Origin of the sequence: Streptomyces beigongshangae, from assembly GCF_019710745.1 — a bacterium.
Classification (GTDB): domain Bacteria; phylum Actinomycetota; class Actinomycetes; order Streptomycetales; family Streptomycetaceae; genus Streptomyces; species Streptomyces beigongshangae.
Genome location: NZ_JAHKJW010000043.1, coordinates 52,514 through 74,293, shown reverse-complemented (window position 1 = coordinate 74,293; position 21,780 = coordinate 52,514). Strand labels below are relative to the sequence as shown.

The following is a 21,780-nucleotide window of genomic DNA, read 5'->3' as shown; positions in this document are numbered from 1 at the left end:
GATGCCTCGCCGAAACCGGACTCACCTTGACGACACCACGGCGACAACGTCAGTAACAAAGAGGCCGACAGGAGGCCGGACACCACAGCAGGTGTCCGGCCTCCTGTCGTTCTGAAGAACTTTCAAGCCGCCTTCGAGAGGTCCTTCGAAATCTCAGCGCCCATCGCCCACTCGACAGCGGCCACAACCTCATCGTCCGACGCCTCCAGCAAGTGTCCGTACCGGTCGACCGTCGTCGTGATCGACTCATGGCCGAGGCGGGCCTGAATCACGGGCAGTGGGACCTTGCCGGCGATGAGCCAGGAGGCGTGCGTGTGGCGGAGGTCGTGGACGCGCGGACGCTTGGTGAGGCCAACGGCGTTGGCGGCGTCGATGGCAGGCTTCCAGCGGTGTGCGTAGAACACGCCGGAGTGCCAGGCCCCGCCTTCTGGCGCGGTGAAGATCAGGTCGGTCGGCTTCTTCCCCTGGCAGCGGCGCTGGAACAGTTTCACCTGCTCCGGGGTGAGCACGAGCGTCCGGCGTGACTTCTTGGTCTTGGGGGCGCCGAGGAACGTCCCGCCCTCTCCACGCCGCTTCCAGGCGCGCTGCACGCGGAGCGTCGGCCGCTTCGACGCGAAGGTGAAGTCCCGGGGTTGCAGAGCGGTTATCTCGCCCCATCGGAGGCCGGTGCTCACCAGGGCATTGACGATGTCGACGGCGTCGGCGCGCACGTGTGTCTTGAGGAGTGCGTACTCCTCGGGTTCAAGGAAGACCTCGTCATCCTCGGTGTCGTTCCCCTTGGGCAAGCGCGTGTGGGCGCACGGGTTCGAGTCGCGCAGGGCGGGATCGGCGCTCACGGCGGACTGGAAGATGCTGTAGAGCAAGCCGTGGAGGTTGGCGATGGTCTTCGGGGCGTACGCCCGGCGCTTCGTACCCGCAGGATGCAGCGGGCCGGGCCTCCCGTTCTGAAGGTCCAGAAGCCACTGGCTGACGTGGTTCCGGGTAAGCCTGCTCCCGCGGTCGGAGACTGACAGCTCCCCGAACCACGGGATCATGTGGTTATCGATGAATCTCGTGTAGTTGGTTCTGGTGTGCTCAGATATGTCTGTCAGTAGCCCCACGTAGGCGTGCGCGTAGACCGCGAACTTCTCCGAGTCCGGCAGCGGGGGCTCGTCCGCCTCAACGAATCCCTCTCCCTTGACCCACCCCGGCGGCCATTGCTGTCCGTGACCGTTGACCAGGTCGCGGAACCGCTTCGCCTGGTCGTCATCGTCGAAGGTCTCGCGACACCAAGCCCCTGTCCGGGAGCCGCCGGCCCTCCACATGACGGTGTACGAGGGGTCTCCGGACTGCCGGGAATTGGTCTTGATGTAAGCCATGAGAGTAAGCGTACGAGGCATCGGTGCGGCGTTCGTGCGGCGAATGCCTCGCCTGCGCTAGCATGAAACCTGCGTTCTCGCAGGTCAGATCGATTCTGCATGAGTGGGGCGGGTGGGACTCGAACCCACGGCCGGCGGATTATGAGTCCGCTGCTCTAACCGGCTGAGCTACCGCCCCATTACGGCGCGTCGCGCACATGTGTGCGCGCCGTCTGCCGCAGCATAGCCGCTCATACGATCTCCTGCTCCGGATGGTCGGCTTCACCTGCCCCCAAGGACCCCACCTGGGACGCAGCGGTTCCCGAGGACATGAAAAAGGACCCCGTCGGGGTCCTCGTCCACTGTGCTCTNGCAGCATAGCCGCTCATACGATCTCCTGCTCCGGATGGTCGGCTTCACCTGCCCCCAAGGACCCCACCTGGGACGCAGCGGTTCCCGAGGACATGAAAAAGGACCCCGTCGGGGTCCTCGTCCACTGTGCTCTCCCGACTGGACTCGAACCAGTAACCTGCCGGTTAACAGCCGGCTGCTCTGCCAATTGAGCTACGGAAGACCGAAGCTCCCCCGACTGGACTCGAACCAGTAACCTGCCGGTTAACAGCCGGCTGCTCTGCCAATTGAGCTACGGAAGACCGAAGCTCCCCCGACTGGACTCGAACCAGTAACCTGCCGGTTAACAGCCGGCTGCTCTGCCAATTGAGCTACAGGGGATCGCCTCGCCTGCATCGAACGTACCTCCCTGGGTATTCGCCAGGGGGCGTGCGCTCGCTGCGACACATACATTAGCGCAAGCAGGGGGGTGCTCCGCCAATCGGTGACCCGTCTGCGACGACGCCGCCGCAGTGACCGACACACAAGAGGGACTCACAAGAGGAAGGGTGGCCCCATGCGCTACCGGCTCACGTTCGTCGTCGGACTCGCCTTCGGATACGTGCTGGGCACACGTGCCGGGCGCGAGCGGTACGAGCAGCTGAGGAAGACCGCCCAGCGGGTGTCGCAGAACCCGGCGGTGCGCAACACCGCCGAGTCGGCGGCCCAGCAGGGACGCCAGTTCGCCGGCAAGGCGTACGGCGTGGTCAGCGACAAAGTAGGCGACCGCGTCCCCGCATCCGTCTCCGAGAAGGTGCGTTCCCTGCGCGAGCGCAACACGAACGGCACCCGTGCCGAGGACGACTGGGGCACCACCAGCGCCCCGTAGGGACATGCGCGCGGGCCCCGCGAGGGCCCCGTGAGGAGCGCGGGGAACTGCGCGAGCGGCCCCCGCGGCGGCACGGACGGGGAAGGGCGGGCGCCCCGGACGGCGCCCGTGGCCCGGACCCGCGCGGCGGTACGGCAGAATTTCCGCCATGGGGATAGTCGCCGGGCTGGACAGTTCGCCCGATTTCACACGCATCGTCGTCTGCGACGCGGACAGCGGAGCCGTACTCCGGCAGGGGTACGCCCCGCATCCGCTGGACGGCCTCGCGGAGGGGTCCCGGCCCTCGGACGTCGACCCGCAGACCTGGCTGCTCTCCCTGGGCGAGGCCGCGGGCGGCGGCCTCCTGGAGGGCGTCCAGGCCATCGGCGTGTCCGCGCAGCAGAACGGCCTCGTCCCCGTCGACAGCCAGGGCAACACGGTCCGCCCGGCGATGGTGGGCGGGGACAAGCGCGCCCAGGTCGCCGCCGCCGACCTCGCCGACGCGCTCGGCGGGCGGGAGGCGTGGGCGCAGGCCGTGGGATGCGTGCCGCAGGCCGCGCAGCCCGTCACGAAGCTGCGCTGGCTGGCCAGGACCGAACCCGAGGCGGCCCTGCGCACCGCCGCGCTGCTGCAGGCGCACGACTGGCTGGTGTGGCAGCTGCTCGGCCGGCCGGCCCGCCGGACCACCGACCGGGGCGGCGCCTCGGGCACCGGTTACTGGTCGGCCGCGACCGGTATGTACCGGCCCGATCTCGTGGAACTGGCCCTCGGCCACCAGGCGCTGCTGCCCGACGTGCTCGGGCCGTGGGAGGCCGCGGGAACGACGCCCGAGGGGCTGCTGATCTCGGCGGGCACGGGCGAGACGATGGCGGCGGCCTTCGGTCTGGGCATGGGGCTGGGGGACGCGGTGGTGTCGCTGGGCGCCTCCGGTTCCGTGATGGCCGTCCACCACGAGGCGCTGGTCGACTCCTCCGGGACGATCACCTCGCTCGCGGACGCGACCGGGATGCACCTGCCGGTCGTCACCACCCTCAATGCCGTACGGGCCCTGCGCGGGGCCGCCGAACTGCTCGGCGTGCCCGACCTGGAGGCCCTGTCCGACCTGGCGATGAAGTCCACCCCGGGATCGCACGGGCTCGTCCTGCTGCCGTACCTGGAGGGCGAGCGCACCCCCAACCTGCCGCACACGGCGGGGACGCTGGCCGGGCTGCGGCGGGAGTCGATGAAGCCCGAGCACCTGGCGCGGGCCGCCTTCGAGGGCATGCTGTGCGGGCTCGCGGACGCGCTGGACGTGCTGCGCGGGCGGGGCGTGGAGGTGCGGCGGATCTTCCTGCTCGGCCAGGCCGCGGAACTGGGCGCGGTGCAGGCGTGCGCGCCCGCGCTGCTCGGTACGCAGATCGTGGTGCCGCAGCCCGCGGACTACGCGGCGATCGGCGCGGCCCGGCAGGCGGCCTGGACGCTCGGTGTCCAGCAGGGCACCCTCCAGCCGGGACTGCCGCCCGTCTGGCAGGGCGCGGCCGCGCAGGTCCTGGAGCCGGGCGAGGAGCTTCCGGTGGGGCAGGCGGTGCGGCAGCAGTACGTGTCGGTGCGGGACCAGACCCATCCGGGCGCCTTCCGCTCCTGAGCCGCGCGGAGCAGTGGCGGGCGGTCCACGGCATCGGTGCCGGGGGCGGTCCGCTCCCGGACCCCTGTTGGGTTAATCAGTTGGGGTAACACCGGTGGAGTGTTCGACGATAGGGGCCAGGGGCAACCAACCGCCCCGCCGCCGACTCCGAGAGACCCAGCGTGCTCATAAGACTTCTGCGTACCCATCTCGCGCCCTACAAGAAACCCATCGGCCTGCTCGTCCTGCTCCAATTACTGCAGACCTGCGCCACGCTCTACCTGCCCACGCTGAACGCCGACATCATCGACAACGGTGTCGTGCGGGGCGACACGGGCTACATCCTGTCCTTCGGTGCCCTGATGATCGGCATCTCGCTGGTGCAGGTCGTGTGCAACATCGGCGCCGTGTACCACGGCGCCCGTACGGCCTCGGCGGTCGGCCGGGACATCCGCGCCGCGATCTTCGACCGGGTCCAGTCGTTCTCCGCGCGTGAGGTGGGCCACTTCGGGGCGCCGTCCCTGATCACCCGCACGACGAACGACGTCCAGCAGGTGCAGATGCTCGCCCTGATGACGTTCACCCTGCTGGTGTCGGCGCCGATCATGTGCGTGGGCGGCATCCTGCTGGCGCTCGGTCTCGACGTACCGCTGTCCGGGGTGCTGCTGGCCGTGGTGCCGGTGCTCGGGATCGCGGTCGGCCTGATCGTGCGGCGGCTGCGGCCGCTGTTCCGCACCATGCAGGTACGGCTCGACACGGTGAACCGGGTGCTGCGCGAGCAGATCACCGGCAACCGCGTCATCCGGGCCTTCGTGCGCGACACGTACGAGCAGGAGCGCTTCCGGAAGGCGAACGCCGACCTCACCGAGGTGTCGCTCGGCACCGGCCGGATGCTGGCGCTGATGTTCCCGATCGTCATGACGGTGGTGAACGTCTCGTCGGTCGCGGTGGTGTGGTTCGGCGCCCACCGCATCGACGGCGGCGGGATGGAGATCGGCGCGCTGACCGCGTTCCTCGCCTATCTGATGCAGATCGTCATGTCCGTGATGATGGCCACCTTCATGTTCATGATGGTGCCGCGCGCCGAGGTGTGCGCCGAACGCATCCAGGAGGTCCTGGAGACCTCCAGCAGCGTGGTCCCGCCGAAGGCGCCCGTCCTGGAACTGCGCCGCCACGGCCACCTGGAGCTGCGCGGGGCGGGGTTCCGCTACCCGGGCGCCGAGGAGCCGGTGCTCAGGGCCGTCGACCTGGTGGCGCTGCCCGGCGAGACGACCGCCGTGATCGGTTCGACCGGCAGCGGCAAGTCGACCCTCCTCGGGCTGGTCCCCCGGCTGTTCGACGCCACCGACGGGCAGGTGCTGGTGGACGGCGTCGACGTACGGACGGTCGAGCCGCGGCTGCTCGCCCGCACGGTGGGCCTCGTACCGCAGAAGCCGTACCTCTTCGCGGGCACGGTGGCCACCAACCTGCGGTACGGGAATCCGGACGCGACGGACGGGGAGCTGTGGCACGCGCTGGAGGTGGCGCAGGCCAGGGGGTTCGTGGAGGGCCTGGAGAACGGCCTCGACGCCCCGATCGCGCAGGGCGGCACGAACGTGTCGGGCGGCCAGCGCCAGCGGCTCGCCATCGCCCGCACCCTCGTGCAGCGTCCCGAGATCTACCTCTTCGACGACTCCTTCTCCGCGCTCGACTACGCGACGGACGCGGCGCTGCGCACGGCGCTCGCGCGGGAGACCGCCGAGGCGACCGTGGTGATCGTCGCCCAGCGGGTGTCGACCATCCGGGACGCCGACCGGATCGTGGTCCTCGACGAGGGCCGGGTCGTCGGGACCGGCCGCCACCACGAGCTGATGGCGGACAACGAGACCTACCGGGAGATCGTGCTCTCCCAGCTCACGGAAGCGGAGGCAGCCTGATGGCCGGGCCCATGGGGCGCATGATGGCCGGGACCGGCCCCGACCACCGCTCGATGGACTTCAAGGGGTCGGGGAAGCGGCTGCTGGCGCAGTTCAGGCCCGAGCGCGCCACGCTGTACGTGATGCTCGCCGCCGTGGTCTGCAGCGTCGGCCTGTCGGTGCTGGGGCCGAAGATCCTGGGCCGGGCCACCGACCTCGTCTTCGCCGGGGTCGTCGGGCGCGAGCTGCCCGCCGGGCTGACGAAGGCCGAGGCCCTCGCGGCGATGCGGGAGCGCGGCGACGGCAAGGCGGCCGACATGCTCTCGGGCACGGACTTCACCCCCGGCGAGGGCATCGACTTCGGTGCGGTCGGCGAGGTGCTGACGCTCGCCCTGGTGGCGTTCCTGGTGGCCGGTCTGCTCATGACGGTGGCGACGCGGCTGGTGAACCGGGCCGTCAACCTGACCATGTACAAGATGCGCGAGGACGTGCAGACGAAGCTGTCGCGGCTGCCGCTGTCCTACTTCGACAAGCGCCAGCGCGGCGAGGTGCTCAGCCGCGCCACCAACGACATCGACAACATCGGGCAGACCCTCCAGCAGTCGATGGGCCAGCTCGTCAACTCGCTGCTGACCATCGTCGGCGTGCTGGCGATGATGTTCTGGGTGTCGTGGCTGCTCGCGCTCGTCGCGCTGGTGACCGTGCCGCTGTCGTTCGTGGTCGCGACCCGGGTCGGCAAGCGGTCGCAGCCGCACTTCGTGCAGCAGTGGCGCACCACCGGCAGGCTCAACGCGCACATCGAGGAGATGTACACCGGGCACACCCTGGTCAAGGTCTTCGGACGGCAGGACGAGTCGGCGGCGCGGTTCGCCGAGGAGAACGAGAAGCTGTACGAGGCCGGGTTCCGGGCGCAGTTCAACAGCGGGGTCATGCAGCCGCTGATGATGTTCGTGTCGAACCTGAACTACGTGCTGGTGGCGGTGGTCGGCGGGCTGCGGGTCGCGTCCGGCGCGCTGTCCATCGGCGACGTGCAGGCATTCGTCCAGTACTCCCGGCAGTTCTCCATGCCGCTCACCCAGGTCGCCTCCATGGCGAACCTCGTGCAGTCGGGGATCGCGTCGGCGGAGCGGGTCTTCGAGCTGCTCGACGCGGCGGAGCAGGAGGCCGACCCCGTGACGGGGGCGCGTCCCGGGGAGCTGCGGGGCCGGGTGGCCCTGGAGGGGGTCTCCTTCCGGTACGAGCCGGACAAGCCGCTCATCGAGGACCTGTCGCTGACGGTCGAACCCGGGCACACGGTCGCCATCGTGGGACCGACGGGCGCCGGCAAGACGACGCTGGTGAACCTGCTGATGCGGTTCTACGAGGTCACGGGCGGGCGGATCACCCTCGACGGGGTCGACGTCGCCGCGATGTCCCGGGACGACCTGCGGGCCGGTATCGGCATGGTGCTCCAGGACACCTGGCTGTTCGGGGGGACCATCGCGGAGAACATCGCGTACGGGGCCGCCCGGGAGGTCACCCGCGGGGAGATCGAGGAGGCGGCGCGGGCGGCCCACGCGGACCGGTTCGTGCGGACGCTGCCCGACGGGTACGACACCGTCATCGACGACGAGGGGTCGGGGGTCAGCGCGGGCGAGAAGCAGCTGATCACGATCGCGCGGGCGTTCCTGTCCGATCCGGTGATCCTCGTCCTCGACGAGGCGACGAGTTCCGTGGACACGCGCACGGAGGTGCTCATCCAGAAGGCGATGGCGAAGCTCGCGCACGGGAGGACGTCGTTCGTGATCGCGCACCGCCTGTCGACGATCCGCGACGCCGACACGATCCTGGTGATGGAGGACGGGGCGATCGTGGAGCAGGGGGCGCACGAGGAGCTGCTCGCGGCGGGGGGTGCGTACGCGCGCCTGTACGAGGCCCAGTTCGCCAAGGCGGCGGTGGAGGTGGACTGAGGGGTGGGCGGGTGAGGGGTCCGGAGGTTCCGTCCCCGGCCCCTTCACCCTGGTCCCGGGGACGGCCGGTCGGGCCCGGTCAGTCCAGGTAACCCCGCAGCTGGTCCGCGAACGCGTGGTCGCGGAGTTTGTTCAGCGTCTTGGACTCGATCTGGCGGATGCGCTCGCGCGTGACGCCGAAGATCCGCCCGATCTCCTCCAGCGTGCGCGGCCGCCCGTCGGCCAGCCCGTAGCGGAGCTGGACGACCTTGCGCTCCCGCTCGCCGAGCGTGGAGAGGACCGCCTCCAGGTGCTCCCTGAGCAGCAGGAACGCCGCCGACTCCACCGGGCTCGCCGCGTCCCCGTCCTCGATCAGGTCTCCGAGGGCGACGTCGTCCTCCTCCCCCACCGGGGCGTGCAGGGACACCGGTTCCTGGGCCAGCCGCAGCACCTCGCTGACCCGCTCGCCGGACAGGTCGAGGTGCGCCGCGACCTCCTCCGGCGTCGGCTCGTACCCCCGCTCCTGCAGCATCCGCCGCTGCACGCGGACGACCCGGTTGATCAGTTCCACGACGTGGACGGGGACCCGGATCGTGCGGGCCTGGTCGGCGAGGGCGCGGGACATGGCCTGGCGGATCCACCAGGTGGCGTACGTGGAGAACTTGTACCCCCGGGCGTAGTCGAACTTCTCGACCGCCCTGATCAGCCCGAGGTTGCCCTCCTGGACCAGGTCGAGCATGGTCAGTCCGCGTCCCACGTACCGCTTGGCGACGGAGACGACGAGCCGCAGGTTGGCCTCGATGAGGCGGCGTTTGGCCATCCGGCCCATGACCACCAGCTTGTCGAGGTCCAGGGCGAGCTGGCTGTCGAGGTCGGGGGTCAGCCGGAGCTTCTCCTCGGCGAAGAGGCCCGCCTCGACCCGCCGGGCGAGCTCCACCTCCTCCGCCGCGGTGAGGAGCGGGATCCGGCCGATCTCCCGCAGGTACTGGCGGAACAGGTCGGACGAGGGCCCGCCGGCGTCCGCCCGTCCGCGGAGCGGCTCCACCGGCTCCGGTGTCTCGGTCTCGCTCTCCACGAGGACGGGGGCGGTGGCGGGCGGCTCCGGCGCGTTCTCCGGTTCCGCCGCGGTCGTGGGCGCCGCGGTCTCGGGGTGGCGCACGGCACGGTTCTGCGGCGGTACGGCCGCGAGGACGTCGGCGTCCGGGTCCGCGGCCGTGCCGCCGTCGGTCCGGGGCGGGGTCTGGGTCTGGGTCTGCACGGGGGCGACCTCCAGGGATGTCGCTGCTGAGGGGGGCGGCAGCGGTACGTCGGGGACGGGGTCGACGGCCTCGCCGCCGTCCGTCCCGAAGTCGTTGAGCGGAACCGCGGGGACTTCGGACCCGTCGCGTTCGGGTCGGCCGCGCTCCGAGGACTCAGGCACCGGAACCCAGTGTGGAGTACGACACAACCTCGCCACGAGGGGCGTGCGATGACTTTTTGAGTCCGGTCCGTGACTGCCCGGTTACCCTCGCCGCAAGCCGATGTGCTCGTCCGTGCGCTGATCTGGCACGTTCCCCGGGTGTCCGGTTCCCGATGCGGAACCCGCCGGGGGCCGCGCCGGCGCGGGGAACCCGGCCGCACGCCGGTGCGGGGACCGGGCGGGCCGCCGGACGGACCGCCGGGCGGCTCAGAGCGCGGAGGCGCCCTTCTCGCGCAGCGCCTGGTCGTACTGCTGGAGCACCCACAGCTCGTTCTGCACGGCGGCGAGCTGGGCCTGGTCCCCGTGGGCGCTGGCGCGGGCGAGGGCGCCCTGGACGTCGCGCACCCGGCGCTCGACGGCGCGGCGGCGGACGGTCACCAGCTGCTCGCCCGCGTACGCCTCGTCGACGGTCCTGCGCATGATGGCCTCGACGGCCAGCTCCGTGACCATGGCGCGCACCGCGTCGTCGGGGGCGGCCTCGCGGACCCGGACCAGGTACTCCTGCGGGTCCTGCACGCCGTGCTCCACGCCGCCCGCCTCGATGATCGTCTCGCGGACGGCCGCGTACGGCGGGGCGGTGAACTCGTCCACCCCGTACGCGTCGAAGGCCGGGGAGACCAGGTCGGGGCGCTGGAGGGCGAGTTTGAGCAGCTCGCGCTCGGTGGCGTACACCGGGTTGCGCAGGGTCAGGGCCGGGCCCGAGAGGGGCCTGGGGCCGCCGCCGTCGTACTGCTGCGGGAGGCGGCCGTTCTGCTGGGGGGAGCGGCCGTCGCCCGTCGGCGCGGGGCCCTTGCCGCCGCGGTCGCGGGCCCAGCGGGCCAGCTGGGCGACCCGCTTGACGACGAACTGGGTGTCGAGGATGCCGAGCATGCCGGCGAGCTGGACGGCGACCTCGTGCTGGGCGCCGCTGTTCTTGATGCGGGCCACGACGGGCGCGGACTCGTCGAGCGCGGCGGCGCGGCCCGCGGGGGTCTCCAGGTCGTAGCGGGCGATGATCTGGCGCAGGGCGAACTCGAAGAGCGGGGTGCGGGGCTCGACGAGGTCGGCGACCGCCGCGTCGCCCTTGGCCAGGCGCAGCTCGCAGGGGTCCATGCCGTCCGGGGCGATCGCGATGTACGTCTCGGCGGCGAACTTCTGGTCGTCCTCGAAGGCCCGCAGGGCGGCCTTCTGGCCGGCCGCGTCACCGTCGAAGGTGAAGATCACCCGCGCCGAGCCGTTGTCCATCAGGAGTCTTCGCAGGATCTTGATGTGGTCGCCGCCGAAGGCCGTGCCGCAGGTCGCGATGGCGGTGGTGACACCGGCGAGGTGGCAGGCCATCACGTCGGTGTAGCCCTCGACGACGACGGCCCGGCTGCTCTTGGCGATGTCCTTCTTGGCGAGGTCGATGCCGTAGAGGACCTGGGACTTGCGGTAGACCGGCGTGTCGGGGGTGTTCAGGTACTTGGGGCCGTTGTCCGACTCGTACAGCTTGCGGGCGCCGAAGCCGACGACCTCGCCGCCGATGTCGCGGATCGGCCACATCAGCCGGCCGCGGAAGCGGTCGATGGGGCCGCGGCGGCCCTCCTGGGCGAGCCCGGAGAGCAGCAGCTCCTTGTCCGTGAAGCCCTTGCCGCGCAGGTGTCGCACGAGGTGGTCCCAGCCCTGGGGGCTGTAGCCCACGCCGAAGTGCGTCGCGGCCGACTGGTCGAAGCCCCGCTCGGCGAGGAACGTGCGGCCGGTGTCCGCCTCGGGACTGCCGTCCAGCTGCTCGATGTAGAACTGGGCGGCGACCTTGTGGGCCTCGATCAGGCGGATGCGCTCGCCGCGCTGGTGGGAGGGGTTGTAACCGCCCTCCTCGTACCGCAGGGTGATGCCCGCCTGTCCGGCGAGGCGCTCGACCGCCTCCGAGAAGGAGAGGTGGTCGACCTTCATCACGAACGTGATGGTGTCGCCGCCCTCCTGGCAGCCGAAGCAGTGGAAGAGCCCCTTGCTCGGGCTGACCTGGAAGGAGGGCGACTTCTCGTCGTGGAAGGGGCACAGTCCCTTGAGGTTCCCGCCGCCCGCGTTGCGCAGCTGGAGGTACTCGGACACCACGGCGTCGATCGGGACCGCGTCCCGAACAGCCTTCACGTCCTCGTCGTTGATCCTCCCGGCCACGCGCCGAGTCTACGGGGACGGTGTGACAGCGGAGTCCCCCCGTCGGTCACGGGACCAGGGTGTCCAGCGGAACGCGCGGGTCCGCGAGCGCCTCCGTGTCCACCCGTACCCCCGTCCGGATCAGCTGCTGGATCGGTTCTGTGACGTCCCACACATTCACGTTCATCCCGGCCAGCACGCGTCCCTCCTTCACCCAGAAGGCGATGAACTCGCGCTTGCCGGCGTCTCCCCGGATCACCACCTGGTCGTACGTGCCCGGGGGCGCCCAGCCCGAGTACTCCAGCCCCACGTCGTACTGGTCGGAGAAGAAGTAGGGCACCCTGTCGTACGCCGTTCCGCGGCCCAGCATTGCGCGGGCCGCGGCCGGGCCGCCGTTCAGCGCGTTCGCCCAGTGCTCGACGCGCAGCCGGGTGTCGAACAGCGAGTGGTGGAAGGCGGCCACGTCACCGGCCGCGTGGATGTCGGGGTCGGAGGTGCGCAGCTGGTCGTCGACCGCGATGCCGCCGCCGTGGGCCCGGTCGGCGATCTCCAGGCCCGCCGCCTCGGCGAGTCCGGTGCGCGGGGCGGCGCCGATCGCGGCGAGCACGTCGTGCGCCGGGTGCTCCTCGCCGTCGTCGGTGCGGACCGCCAGGACCATGCCGTCCTGGCCGGTGATCTCGGTGAGCCGGGCGCCGAAGTGGAAGCGGACGCCGCGCTCGCGGTGCAGTTCGGCGAAGAGCTCGCCGAGCTCGGGTCCCAGGACCCCGTGCAGCGGGGTCGGCTCGGCCTCCACGACCGTGACCTCGGCCCCGTACTCGCGGGCGGCCGCGGCGATCTCCAGGCCGATCCAGCCGGCGCCCGCGATCACCAGGTGGCCGTTGTCGCGGCCGAGGGCGGCCAGTACGTGCTTGAGGCGCTCCGAGTGGGCGAGGCGCCGCAGGTGGTGGACGCCGGCGAGGTCCGTGCCGGGGATGTCCAGGCGGCGCGGCTCGGCGCCGGTCACGAGCAGCAGCTTGTCGTAGTGGACGAGCGTGCCGTCGTCCCCGAAGCGGACGGTCTTCGCGGCCCGGTCGATCGCGTCGACGGTCTGGCCGAGGTGCAGCTCGACGTCGTTGGCCGCGTACCAGCCGGGCTCGTGGACGAAGACGCTCTCGCGCTCCTCCCTGCCGAGCAGGTAGCCCTTGGACAGCGGCGGCCGTTCGTACGGGTGGTCCCGCTCGTCGCAGATCAGTATCACGCGCCCGGTGAAGCCCTCCGCCCGGAGGGTCTCGGCCGCCTTGGCTCCGGCCAGGCCTCCTCCGACGATGACGAATGTCTGATCCGCGTCGACCACTTGATGCCTCCTCGTAACGGTGTCGCCATCTGCGAGCGTCCCGCACGCAGTGTGATGGGGGAAGAGGGAGTGACCCGATCAGGCCACGCAGGGTCACGCCCGCCCCCTCCGGACGTCACGCCTACCCCGTGAGCCTCGCCCGCAGTGATCGCGCGGCGGCGTCCGTGAGCGAGGCGATCTGATCGACGATCACCCGTTTGCGGGCACGGTCGTCCGGCGCCTGCTCGAAGAGGGCCCGGAACTGCGGGTCCAGGCCCTCGGGCGCCCGCACGGTGAGCGCCTCCGCCAGCTCGGCGACGACGATCCGCTGGTCGGCGCGGAGCAGTTCCTGCTCGGCGCGCTGCATGACGTACCGGTCGGCGACCGCCTTGAGCACCGCGCACTCCAGGCGGGCCGCGCGCGGGACGACCAGTTCGGCGCCGTAGCGCGTGAGCCGGCCCGTCCCGTACGCCGCGCGGGTGGCGCCCTCCGCGGCCAGGCAGAACCGGCCGATGAGCTGGCTGGTGGCGTCCTTCAGCCGGGCCTGGGCGACGGCCGAGCCGTCGTAGCCGTGCGGCCACCACTCCTGTTCCAGGAGCCGGTCCAGGGCCGCCGCCAGTTCGGCGGGGTCGGTGTCCGCCGCGACGTAGCGTCCCAGGGCGACCCGGAAGACCTCCCGGCGCTCGGGCTCCGCGTGCAGGCAGTCGGGGTCGATGTGGCCCGCGTGCAGGCCGTCCTCGATGTCGTGCACCGAGTACGCCACGTCGTCGGACCAGTCCATGACCTGGGCCTCGAAGGTCGTACGGGTGCCGGGGGCGCCCTCGCGGACCCAGTCGAAGACGGGGCGGTCGTCCTCGTAGACCCCGAACTTCGGGGAGTCCGGGTCGGTGGGGTGGGCGCCGCGCGGCCAGGGGTACTTCGTGGCGGCGTCCAGGACGGCACGGGTGAGGTTGAGGCCGACGCTGACGAGGCCGTCCCCGTCCGCCGCGGCGGCCGACGGCACGGCGTCGACGCGCACGAAGCGCTTGGGCTCGATGCGGGTGAGCAGTCTGAGCGACTGGGCGTTGCCCTCGAAGCCGCCGCAGTCCTCGGCGAACTCGTTCAGCGCCTGCTCCCCGTTGTGCCCGAAGGGCGGGTGGCCCAGGTCGTGGGAGAGGCAGGCCGCCTCGACGAGATCGGGGTCGCAGCCGAGGGCGGCGCCGAGCTCGCGGCCGACCTGGGCGCACTCCAGGGAGTGGGTCAGCCGGGTGCGGGGGGTGGCGTCCCCGGCGCGGGTGGGGGTGCCCGGGGTGACGACCTGCGTCTTGCCCGCGAGACGGCGCAGGGCGGAGGAGTGCAGGACACGGGCGCGGTCGCGCTGGAAGGCGGTGCGGCCCGGGCGCTTGTCCGGCTCGGTGGCCCAACGGGCCACGGCCGCCGGGTCGTAGCCGACGGGTGGGACCAGGCGCTCGTATGCCTGGGAGGTGAGGTGGGTGCTGGTGCCTTCCATGCTCTGAACAGTAAGCGGAACCGGTGACAATCGGAGTCCGCCGGGGGCTGGGCGGGTGCGGGTGCGCTGTGGCTGGTCGCGCGGTTCCCCGCGCCCCTCAGAGGCGAAAGGTGCGTCCCTAGGCGGTTGCAGCCAGGGGGTGTCGCGTCGTTACCGGGATGGCCAGCGCCCGTTCGTAGCGGTGCAGGACCAGGCGGGCCACGGCCGGGTGGGCGCCCAGCGGGGCCGCGGCGATCCACGGGGCGGCCGCCGCGCACTCGGTGGAGAAGCGGCCGGGGGCGGCGAAGTACGAGGCCACGGCGACACGGTGGCGGCCCCGGGCCGCGAGGGCCCGTACGGCCTGCGGGACGGTGGGCGACGCGGCCGAGGCGTAGGCGGGCACGACGGGGACACCGAGGCGCTCCGCGAGCAGCCCGGCGGCGCGGCGGGTGTCGGCGGCCGATTCGAGGTCGCGCGATCCGGCCGCGGCGAGCACGACCGCGCTCACCCGGCGTTCCGCGTCGTCCGGCGTGCGCCAGCCCGCCTCGGCGAGCCGCTCGTGCAGCACCTCGGCGAGCAGCGGGTGCGGTCCGAGCGGCGCGGCGGTCCGGGTACGGGCCGGGGAGACGGCCGCGGCCTCGGGGATGTCCCGCTTGACGTGGTGACCGCGGCTCAGCAGCAGCGGTACCAGGACCGCGTCACCGGCGCCGAGGGCGGCGAGCGTGTCGGGCAGCAGGGGCTCGTTCAGCTCGATGTGCCCCAGGTGCACGGGCAGGCCGGGGCGCAGCACGCGGATCCGGTCCATGAGGGCCCCGACGGTCCTCAGGGCACGCGGGTCGCGGCTGCCGTGGCCCACCAGGACGAGCGCGGGCGGGGCGGCCCGCCGGGCGCCGCCCGGGGGCACGGGGCCGGGCGGGGACACGGGGCCGGGCGGGCTGCTGATCCGGTTCATGCGGTGCGCCGTCATGCCCCCAAGGGTGCCGGGGCGAGGTTGCCTTCCCGTTGCGCCGTCGTCACGGGCCTTTTCCGGGGCTTCACGCGGGGGTGCGGGGGTGTGTGAGGTGCGGTGCGAGGTGTGGTGGACCGTGCGGAGTGAACCGGACCGCCGCGTTCGGCGTCTCCCGGGGCGAGGCCACCCGGGGAGGGACCGTCCCATGCGTCGTCCGAGACCGCCGAGACCGCCGAAGCCGCCGTGGGCGGCGCTGCGGCCGATGAGGCTGCCGGAGCTGCCGCGACCGCGGCTGCCGCGCTCCCGTACGGGGCGGCGGCGCGCCGTGCAGGCCGTGATGGCCGGCTGCGTGCTCGCACTGCTCCCGGCGACGTGGCTGCACACGGTCGCGGACGGCCGGCTGCGCACGACGGCGGACGTGCCGCGCACCGGGGTCGCGGTCGTCTTCGGGGCCGGGCTGTGGCGGGGCGAGCCGTCGCCGTACCTCGCGCACCGGCTGGACGCGGCGGCCGAGCTGTACCGGTCGGGCCGTGTCCGGGTGGTCCTGGTCACCGGCGACAACAGCCGCGAGGACTACGACGAGCCGGACGCCATGCGCGCCTACCTCACGGGGAAGGGCGTGCCCGACGGGCGGATCGTCAGCGACTACGCCGGTTTCGACACCTGGGACTCCTGCGTACGGGCCAAGAAGATCTTCGGCGTGGACGAGGCCGTACTGATCAGCCAGGGCTTCCACATCCGGCGCGCGGTGGCGCTCTGCCAGGAGGCGGGCGTCACGTCGTACGGGGTCGGGGTGGACGACGTGCACGACGCGACCTGGTACTACGGCGGGGTGCGCGAGGTGGCCGCGGCGGGGAAGGCACTCATGGACGCGGTCGTCGAGCCGGACCCCGTGTTCCTGGGGCCTCAAGAGCCGGGCGTGGAAAGGGCGTTGGCGACCGATGGCCGATAGTCGACGAGACGGACCTCACCAGGGCCGCCGGGTTTGACGGGCGCCGCTCACCCGGCAGCATGAAAGCAGTTCCGCAGCGTTCTGTAGTCAACTGGCTACGGATAGTGTCCTTTTCGCAAGCCCGGATCCCAACTGGGCTCAGAAGAAAGGGCACATGATGACTGGTCTGCGTACTGCCTTCGTCGCCGCCATGGCGGCCGCGCTGCTCTCCGCCCCGGGCGCCGTGGCGACCGCCTCGGCCGAGGACGAGGTGGCGCCGAGGGAGCCGGGCTGCGCCAGGCTCGGCAACCACGGCTTCGGATGGGCCGACATCCGCAACGCGTGCGGCCACACGATCTCGGCCACCGTCGAAGTCGACGGATGGGACCCGAGCTGCATCCAGATCGGACCCGGCGGAGTGGGGCGCATCGGCGTGGACTCGGACGACGAGCCGTACTACGCGTACGAGTGCTGAGCACATCGCGCGTACGCGTGCGCATCGCGTGCGTGCGCGCGTGGATGCGTGGGTGCGCGCGTAGGTGCGCCTGCGCGTTGAGTGAGCACGGCCCCTGAGCGGGATGGACGGGCGGGCGGGGCGGGAGCGCCGGCGAGCGCTCCCGCCCCGTCGCCACTGCCGCCCTCACACGTCGCCATCACCGCCGTTGCCGTCGCCCTCACGGTGGTCCGGTCCGCACGGGGAGGTCCCCGTGCCTGCCGCGTAACAGGGGTGCGTCCCGCCGCGTAACACGTGCGCCGCACGCTGAGCCGTATGCAGACCTCCGTGACCCCCACCCACTGCCCGTACTGCGCGCTGCAGTGCGGCATGAACCTGACGCCCGTGCCGGACGGTGCCGGCGGCGGTACGGTCGAGGTGACGGAGCGCGCCGACTTCCCGGTGAACCGGGGCGCCCTGTGCGGCAAGGGCCGCACGGCGCCCGCGCTGCTCTCCTCCCGGGTACGGCTGACCTCCCCGCTGGTCCGGTCGCCGGACGGCGTGCTGCGGCCGGCCGGCTGGGACGAGGCGCTCGACCGGATCGCCGAGGGGCTGTCCCGGACGCGTACGGCGTACGGCCCGGACGCGTGCGGGGTCTTCGGCGGGGGCGGGCTGACCAACGAGAAGGCGTACACGCTCGGCAAGTTCGCCCGGGTCGTGCTCGGCACCTCGCAGATCGACTACAACGGCCGCTTCTGCATGTCGTCCGCGGCGGCCGGCGGGATCAGGGCCTTCGGCCTGGACCGGGGGCTGCCCTTCCCGCTGGAGGACATCCCGCGGACGGGGTGCGTGATCCTGGTCGGCTCCAACCTCGCCGAGACCATGCCGCCGGCCCTGCGCTACCTCACGGAGCTGAGGGAGAACGGCGGCACGCTGATCGTCGTCGATCCGCGCCGCACCCGCACCGCCGAACAGGCCGACCTGCATCTGGCGCCCCGCCCGGGTACGGACCTCGCCCTGGCGCTCGGCCTGCTGCACCTGGTGGTGGCGCAGGGGCGTACGGACGAGGCGTACATCCGGGAGCGCACGAGCGGCTGGGCGGAGGCGCGGGCCGCCGCGATGGCGCACTGGCCGGAGTACGTGGAGCGGATCACGGGAGTGTCCGTCCCCCGACTCCGGGAGGCGGTACGGCTGTTCTGCGAACCGGAGTCCGCGATGGTGCTCACCGCGCGGGGGCCCGAGCAGCACTCCAAGGGGACGGACACCGTCGGCGCGTGGATCAACCTCTGTCTGGCGACCGGGCGGCCCGGGCGGCCCTTCTCCGGGTACGGCTGCCTCACCGGGCAGGGCAACGGGCAGGGCGGGCGGGAGCACGGACAGAAGGCCGACCAGCTGCCCGGTTACCGCAAGCTCGACGACCCGGCGGCACGGCGGCACGTGGCCGAGGTGTGGGACGTCGACCCCGACTCGCTGCCGGGGCCGGGCCGCAGCGCGTACGAGCTGCTCGACGCCCTGAGTACGGACATCCGCGCGCTGCTGCTGATGGGCTCGAACCCGGTGGTGTCCGCGCCCCGGGCCGCCCACGTCGAGGAGCGGCTGCGCTCCCTCGACTTCCTGGCCGTAGCCGACGTGGTGCTGTCCGAGACCGCGGAACTCGCGGACGTCGTCCTGCCCGTCGCCCAGTGGGCCGAGGAGACGGGCACGACGACGAACCTGGAGGGCCGCGTCCTGCTGCGCCGGCAGGCGATCACGCCTCCGGACGGGGTGCGCAGCGATCTGCACGTGATGCATGAGCTGGCCGCCCGGCTCGGCGTGGAGAAGGGCTTCCCCACGGACCCGGAGGAGGTCTTCGAGGAGCTGCGCCGGGCCAGCGAGGGCGGGCCGGCCGACTACTCGGGCCTCACGTACCGCCGCTTGGCGGAGGAGAACGGGGTGTTCTGGCCGTGCCCGGGGCCGGTCGACTCCGGGTCCGGGTCCGGGTCCGGGTCCGGTCCCGCCGACCCGCACCCCGCCGACCCGCACCCCGGTACGCCGCGGCTCTTCCTCGACCGGTTCGCCACGCCCGACGGGCGGGCCCGCTTCGTCGCCGTGGGGCATCGGCCGTCGGCCGAGGAGCCCGACGCCGAGTACCCCGTGCTGCTGACCACGGGCCGGGTGGTCTCCCAGTACCAGTCGGGCGCCCAGACCCGCCGCGTCGACGAGCTGAACGCCGCCGCGCCCGGGGCCTTCGTGGAGCTGCACCCCCGGCTCGCCGAGCGGCTGGGGGCGGTGGACGGGGAACCCCTCGCGGTGGTGTCCCGGCGCGGCCGGGCCGTGGCGCCCGCCCGGATCACCACCGCGATCCGGCCCGACACGGTGTTCATGCCGTTCCACTGGCCGGGCGAGGGCCGGGCCAACACGCTGACCAATCCGGCCCTCGACCCGATCTCACGCATGCCGGAGTTCAAGACCTGCGCGGTCCGGGTGGAACGGGTGAGCTGAGCGGGGCCGTCCCCTGGTGCACGACGTCCAGCTCGCACCGGACGGACTTGCCGCCGGTCAGCCGGTCCACGCCCCACCGGTCGGCCACCTGTCCGACGATCAGCAGCCCTCGCCCGGACATGTCGTCCGCGGTCGCCTCGCGGAGGTTCGGCCGTAACTCCCCTCCGTCGTCCTCGGTGAGCGTCAGGCTGGGCCAGGGCCCGGCGAGGGCTGCGTCGTCCAGGACGATGCCGAGGCGGGCGAGCCATCGGCGGACTGCTGCTCACGCACAGACCGGAGAAGAGGTCCGCCTCGTCCTGTACGAATCCCGCCACACTCAGCCGACGCTTCCTGGGGCTCGTTCCCCGGCGCGTCACCTGCATCAGTACTGCGTCAACGCCCGTTCCCCATGCCCTTCCCGGCATCAGGGACGCTCACCAGGGGCTCCGGATCAGGCGCCAGGGTTCTGTCCATGATCGGGACGGGGCCCACCCCGTCACACCAGGATCGTCTCACTCGCGGTCGGCGGTTACGGGAAAATTCCCGGGCAGCCCTCAGCAGTGGTATCCGTCCGGGCATTCCGTGTACAGCACTCCGAAGACCAGGAAGAAGAGAATCGGCACACCGGACACCGTGGCCATGATCAGAAATCGTGCACGGTCTCCTCGCCTGTCTCTGACCTGGGCCACCACGAATCCCGCCGCCGGAGCGCATACGGCAGCGCCCAGCGCCATCAGGACGAAAGCCCGGCCGGTCTCTTGTTCCGTGTCCGGTAACCCCATCCAATGAGCGATCGCCGGGGCGAACAGGAGAAGGGGTGCGGATGCCCACCAGCACGACAGTGCTCTGACGATCCGATCCGTTCGTGCGGACACCGGATCGGCCGGCCCCGTCCCCCCACGGCGGTTTTCCGGAGCGATCCCTGATGACGGCATGCCCCGCATCGTAGGCGGCCGGGAAGAACCTGAGGCCGTCCGAGGTCTTGGCTCCACCGGATACGGAGGCCACCCAGGCCGTCCGGTCCGGCTGAGGAAGGCCGTGACGAGCGTCACCGCCTGGGCGACACCTGCTTCCGCCCCGGCCCCTGCCGGTGGGCAGAATCTGAGCTGTGGCCTGCGGCCACCGACTGATCTTCTGTCTTCACACACCGATGATCACCGGTGGCCTCATTGTCACCGGCCCGCACCGGGGCTCGACGTGGTTCGACGCCCGGGCCACCTGCGACCAGGTCCCGCCACCGAACCTGGACGGCCGAGCTATGTCGTTCGCGGGCCGGCTCGGCCGGAGGTCCGTGAATCTGCTGGGCTGGTGAACGCCGGCGAAGTCCCGCTGGGCCGTGCGTGGTCAGGGGAATCCGGTGCATGGCACGGCGCCCGAACCCAACTGCCACGGGAAACGCTAGACCACATCAATCGCGGGTCAGGGCGTAGGAAATCCGTGGACGGGCCCGCGGTAGATCACTTAATGTGTGGCTCCACGCCCTGAGATGGACGGAAGGAGGCGAGTGCCGTGCGGTTCACACCTTTCCAGCGCTCCCTCTTTCCGCTGTCCCGGCGTGGTTCGTGAGTTCTGACCGGGAGCGCTCCAAGCAGCCTGTATTCCGGAGGAATCCATGACCGATCCGGTCATCCGCGCGCTCTCCGCGAGCGACGCTCATCTCTTCGACGCACTCCCCGACCCCCTGGGCGCCCGTGAAGGCCATCGGCGTACCCGGTTCCGCCCCGACTGGAAGCGCGTCGCCCTGCGCGACGGCGAGGTCGTCGCACGCGGCGCGTGGTGGGGCGGCCCCGACGACTCGGAGCCCGTCAACATCAACTGGTTCGACGTGGCCGAGGGCGAGGAGGAGGCCGGGGCCCAACTCCTGCGCTCCGCTCCCTGGCAGGTCGAACTCGAGATCAACCTGCCCGGCGGCTGGCGGAAAAAGACCGACCTGCGTGCCGCCGGCGAGGCGCGCTTCGCCGCCGCACGAGCCGCCGGGTACGAACTCCTGGTGGAACGCTTCCTGTACCGCTGGACCCCGGAGCGAGGTCTGCCCGAGCGGCCCGGACGCCTGCGCTTCAGCGCCGAACCCGACGACACGGTGCTCTTCGACGCGTTGCGCCGCATCCACTCCGTCACCCTGGACGCCCACGCGCTCAGGGCCATCGAAGAGGGCGGCCTCGACCAGGCCGCCCAGGAGGAACTCGACTTCTTCCACTGGTGCCCCTCCCCGCGGGAGTGGTGGCAGACCGCGCACACGCCGGAGGGCGACCTGGCCGGCATCCACATCCCCGCCCACAACCCCTCCGGCCCGACCATCGGCTTCATCGGAGTCGTCCCGGAACAGCGCGGTCGCGGCTACGCCTACGACCTCCTCGCGGAGTGCACCCACCTCCTCGTCGAGCAGGGCGCGGAGTTCGTCAGCGGAGCGACGGATCAGGGCAACTTCCCCATGGCCGCGAACTTTGCCAAGGCCGGCTTCCCCGTCATCAGCGAACGCATCAACTTCCACCCGGCGGGCCAGGCGGCCTAGCGAGGAGCAGCACACGCTGAGGGGTCCGGTCCGAGCGCAGATCCGGACCCCTTGTCGGCGACATTCGGAATCTGCGCTCGGACCAGCCCCACCAGCAAGATCACGATCTACAGCTGGAGCATCAGCCTCCCCGAGGAATCAAATTGCAGAACAGCGACCCGATTCAGAACACGGAATGAT

The 21,780-nt window shown here is 71.7% G+C and carries 15 protein-coding genes and 4 tRNA genes; 9 read left to right on the top strand and 10 right to left on the bottom strand.

The features are described 5' to 3' along the window. Nucleotides 1–122 precede the first annotated feature (122 nt). From KM933_RS28245 to KM933_RS28225, 5 genes are all read right to left on the bottom strand, one after another. The gene (locus KM933_RS28245; protein ID WP_221357318.1) at nucleotides 123–1,358 is read right to left on the bottom strand and encodes a tyrosine-type recombinase/integrase; all 1,236 of its coding nucleotides are present in this window, start codon (nucleotides 1,356–1,358) and stop codon (nucleotides 123–125) included. A 104-nt stretch (nucleotides 1,359–1,462) separates the two neighbouring features. Further along, nucleotides 1,463–1,536: transfer RNA gene (locus tag KM933_RS28240), tRNA-Ile, on the bottom strand. A gap of 302 nt (nucleotides 1,537–1,838) precedes the next feature. Continuing rightward, nucleotides 1,839–1,911, bottom strand: a tRNA-Asn gene (locus KM933_RS28235). A 6-nt stretch (nucleotides 1,912–1,917) separates the two neighbouring features. After that, a tRNA-Asn gene (locus KM933_RS28230) sits at nucleotides 1,918–1,990 on the bottom strand. Nucleotides 1,991–1,996: 6 nt separating this feature from the next. Further along, nucleotides 1,997–2,069 (bottom strand) — tRNA-Asn (locus KM933_RS28225). A 175-nt stretch (nucleotides 2,070–2,244) separates the two neighbouring features. Between KM933_RS28225 and KM933_RS28220 the strand changes: the two genes are divergently transcribed. The 4 genes from KM933_RS28220 (at nucleotide 2,245) to KM933_RS28205 (ending at nucleotide 7,982) form a co-directional block, all read left to right on the top strand. After that, nucleotides 2,245–2,556, top strand: coding sequence for a YtxH domain-containing protein (locus KM933_RS28220; protein WP_221357317.1), 312 nt, complete (start codon nucleotides 2,245–2,247; stop codon nucleotides 2,554–2,556). Between the two features lie 148 nt (nucleotides 2,557–2,704). After that, the gene (locus KM933_RS28215) at nucleotides 2,705–4,159 is read left to right on the top strand and encodes an FGGY family carbohydrate kinase (protein ID WP_221357316.1); all 1,455 of its coding nucleotides are present in this window, start codon (nucleotides 2,705–2,707) and stop codon (nucleotides 4,157–4,159) included. Between the two features lie 161 nt (nucleotides 4,160–4,320). Continuing rightward, a complete protein-coding gene (locus KM933_RS28210; RefSeq protein WP_221357314.1) occupies nucleotides 4,321–6,054 on the top strand; it encodes an ABC transporter ATP-binding protein in 1,734 nt (577 codons plus the stop codon). Further along, nucleotides 6,054–7,982 (top strand): ABC transporter ATP-binding protein, encoded by a 1,929-nt coding sequence (locus KM933_RS28205; protein ID WP_221357313.1) that lies wholly within the window; start codon nucleotides 6,054–6,056, stop codon nucleotides 7,980–7,982. Before KM933_RS28210 ends, KM933_RS28205 begins: the two co-directional genes overlap by 1 nt. A gap of 79 nt (nucleotides 7,983–8,061) precedes the next feature. Here the strand turns inward: KM933_RS28205 and KM933_RS28200 are convergent, their stop codons facing one another. The 5 genes from KM933_RS28200 to KM933_RS28180 form a co-directional block, all read right to left on the bottom strand. Next, complete coding sequence (locus KM933_RS28200) at nucleotides 8,062–9,381, bottom strand: RNA polymerase sigma factor (protein WP_221357312.1); 1,320 nt, start codon at nucleotides 9,379–9,381, stop codon at nucleotides 8,062–8,064. A gap of 246 nt (nucleotides 9,382–9,627) precedes the next feature. Beyond that, a complete protein-coding gene (gene dnaG, locus KM933_RS28195; RefSeq protein ID WP_221357310.1) occupies nucleotides 9,628–11,556 on the bottom strand; it encodes a DNA primase in 1,929 nt (642 codons plus the stop codon). A gap of 46 nt (nucleotides 11,557–11,602) precedes the next feature. Next, nucleotides 11,603–12,868, bottom strand: a complete 1,266-nt coding sequence (locus KM933_RS28190) for an NAD(P)/FAD-dependent oxidoreductase (RefSeq protein ID WP_221357308.1) — start codon at nucleotides 12,866–12,868, stop codon at nucleotides 11,603–11,605. A gap of 121 nt (nucleotides 12,869–12,989) precedes the next feature. Further along, the gene (locus tag KM933_RS28185) at nucleotides 12,990–14,336 is read right to left on the bottom strand and encodes a deoxyguanosinetriphosphate triphosphohydrolase (protein WP_221357307.1); all 1,347 of its coding nucleotides are present in this window, start codon (nucleotides 14,334–14,336) and stop codon (nucleotides 12,990–12,992) included. A gap of 118 nt (nucleotides 14,337–14,454) precedes the next feature. Further along, the gene (locus tag KM933_RS28180; RefSeq protein WP_430727379.1) at nucleotides 14,455–15,282 is read right to left on the bottom strand and encodes a sirohydrochlorin chelatase; all 828 of its coding nucleotides are present in this window, start codon (nucleotides 15,280–15,282) and stop codon (nucleotides 14,455–14,457) included. Nucleotides 15,283–15,526: 244 nt separating this feature from the next. On the opposite strand from KM933_RS28180, the gene KM933_RS28175 reads away from it, so the two are divergent. The 5 genes from KM933_RS28175 (at nucleotide 15,527) to KM933_RS28155 (ending at nucleotide 21,600) form a co-directional block, all read left to right on the top strand. Continuing rightward, nucleotides 15,527–16,216, top strand: a complete 690-nt coding sequence (locus KM933_RS28175; RefSeq protein WP_221357324.1) for a SanA/YdcF family protein — start codon at nucleotides 15,527–15,529, stop codon at nucleotides 16,214–16,216. Nucleotides 16,217–16,370: 154 nt separating this feature from the next. After that, nucleotides 16,371–16,670: a hypothetical protein gene (locus tag KM933_RS28170; protein WP_221357305.1), complete on the top strand. Its 300-nt coding sequence runs from the start codon at nucleotides 16,371–16,373 to the stop codon at nucleotides 16,668–16,670. A 294-nt stretch (nucleotides 16,671–16,964) separates the two neighbouring features. After that, a complete protein-coding gene (locus tag KM933_RS28165) occupies nucleotides 16,965–19,109 on the top strand; it encodes a molybdopterin oxidoreductase family protein (RefSeq protein ID WP_221357303.1) in 2,145 nt (714 codons plus the stop codon). A gap of 1,129 nt (nucleotides 19,110–20,238) precedes the next feature. After that, nucleotides 20,239–20,400, top strand: coding sequence for a hypothetical protein (locus KM933_RS28160; RefSeq protein ID WP_221357301.1), 162 nt, complete (start codon nucleotides 20,239–20,241; stop codon nucleotides 20,398–20,400). 300 nt (nucleotides 20,401–20,700) lie between these two features. Further along, complete coding sequence (locus KM933_RS28155) at nucleotides 20,701–21,600, top strand: GNAT family N-acetyltransferase (RefSeq protein WP_221357299.1); 900 nt, start codon at nucleotides 20,701–20,703, stop codon at nucleotides 21,598–21,600. The last annotated feature ends 180 nt before the right edge of the window (nucleotides 21,601–21,780 follow it).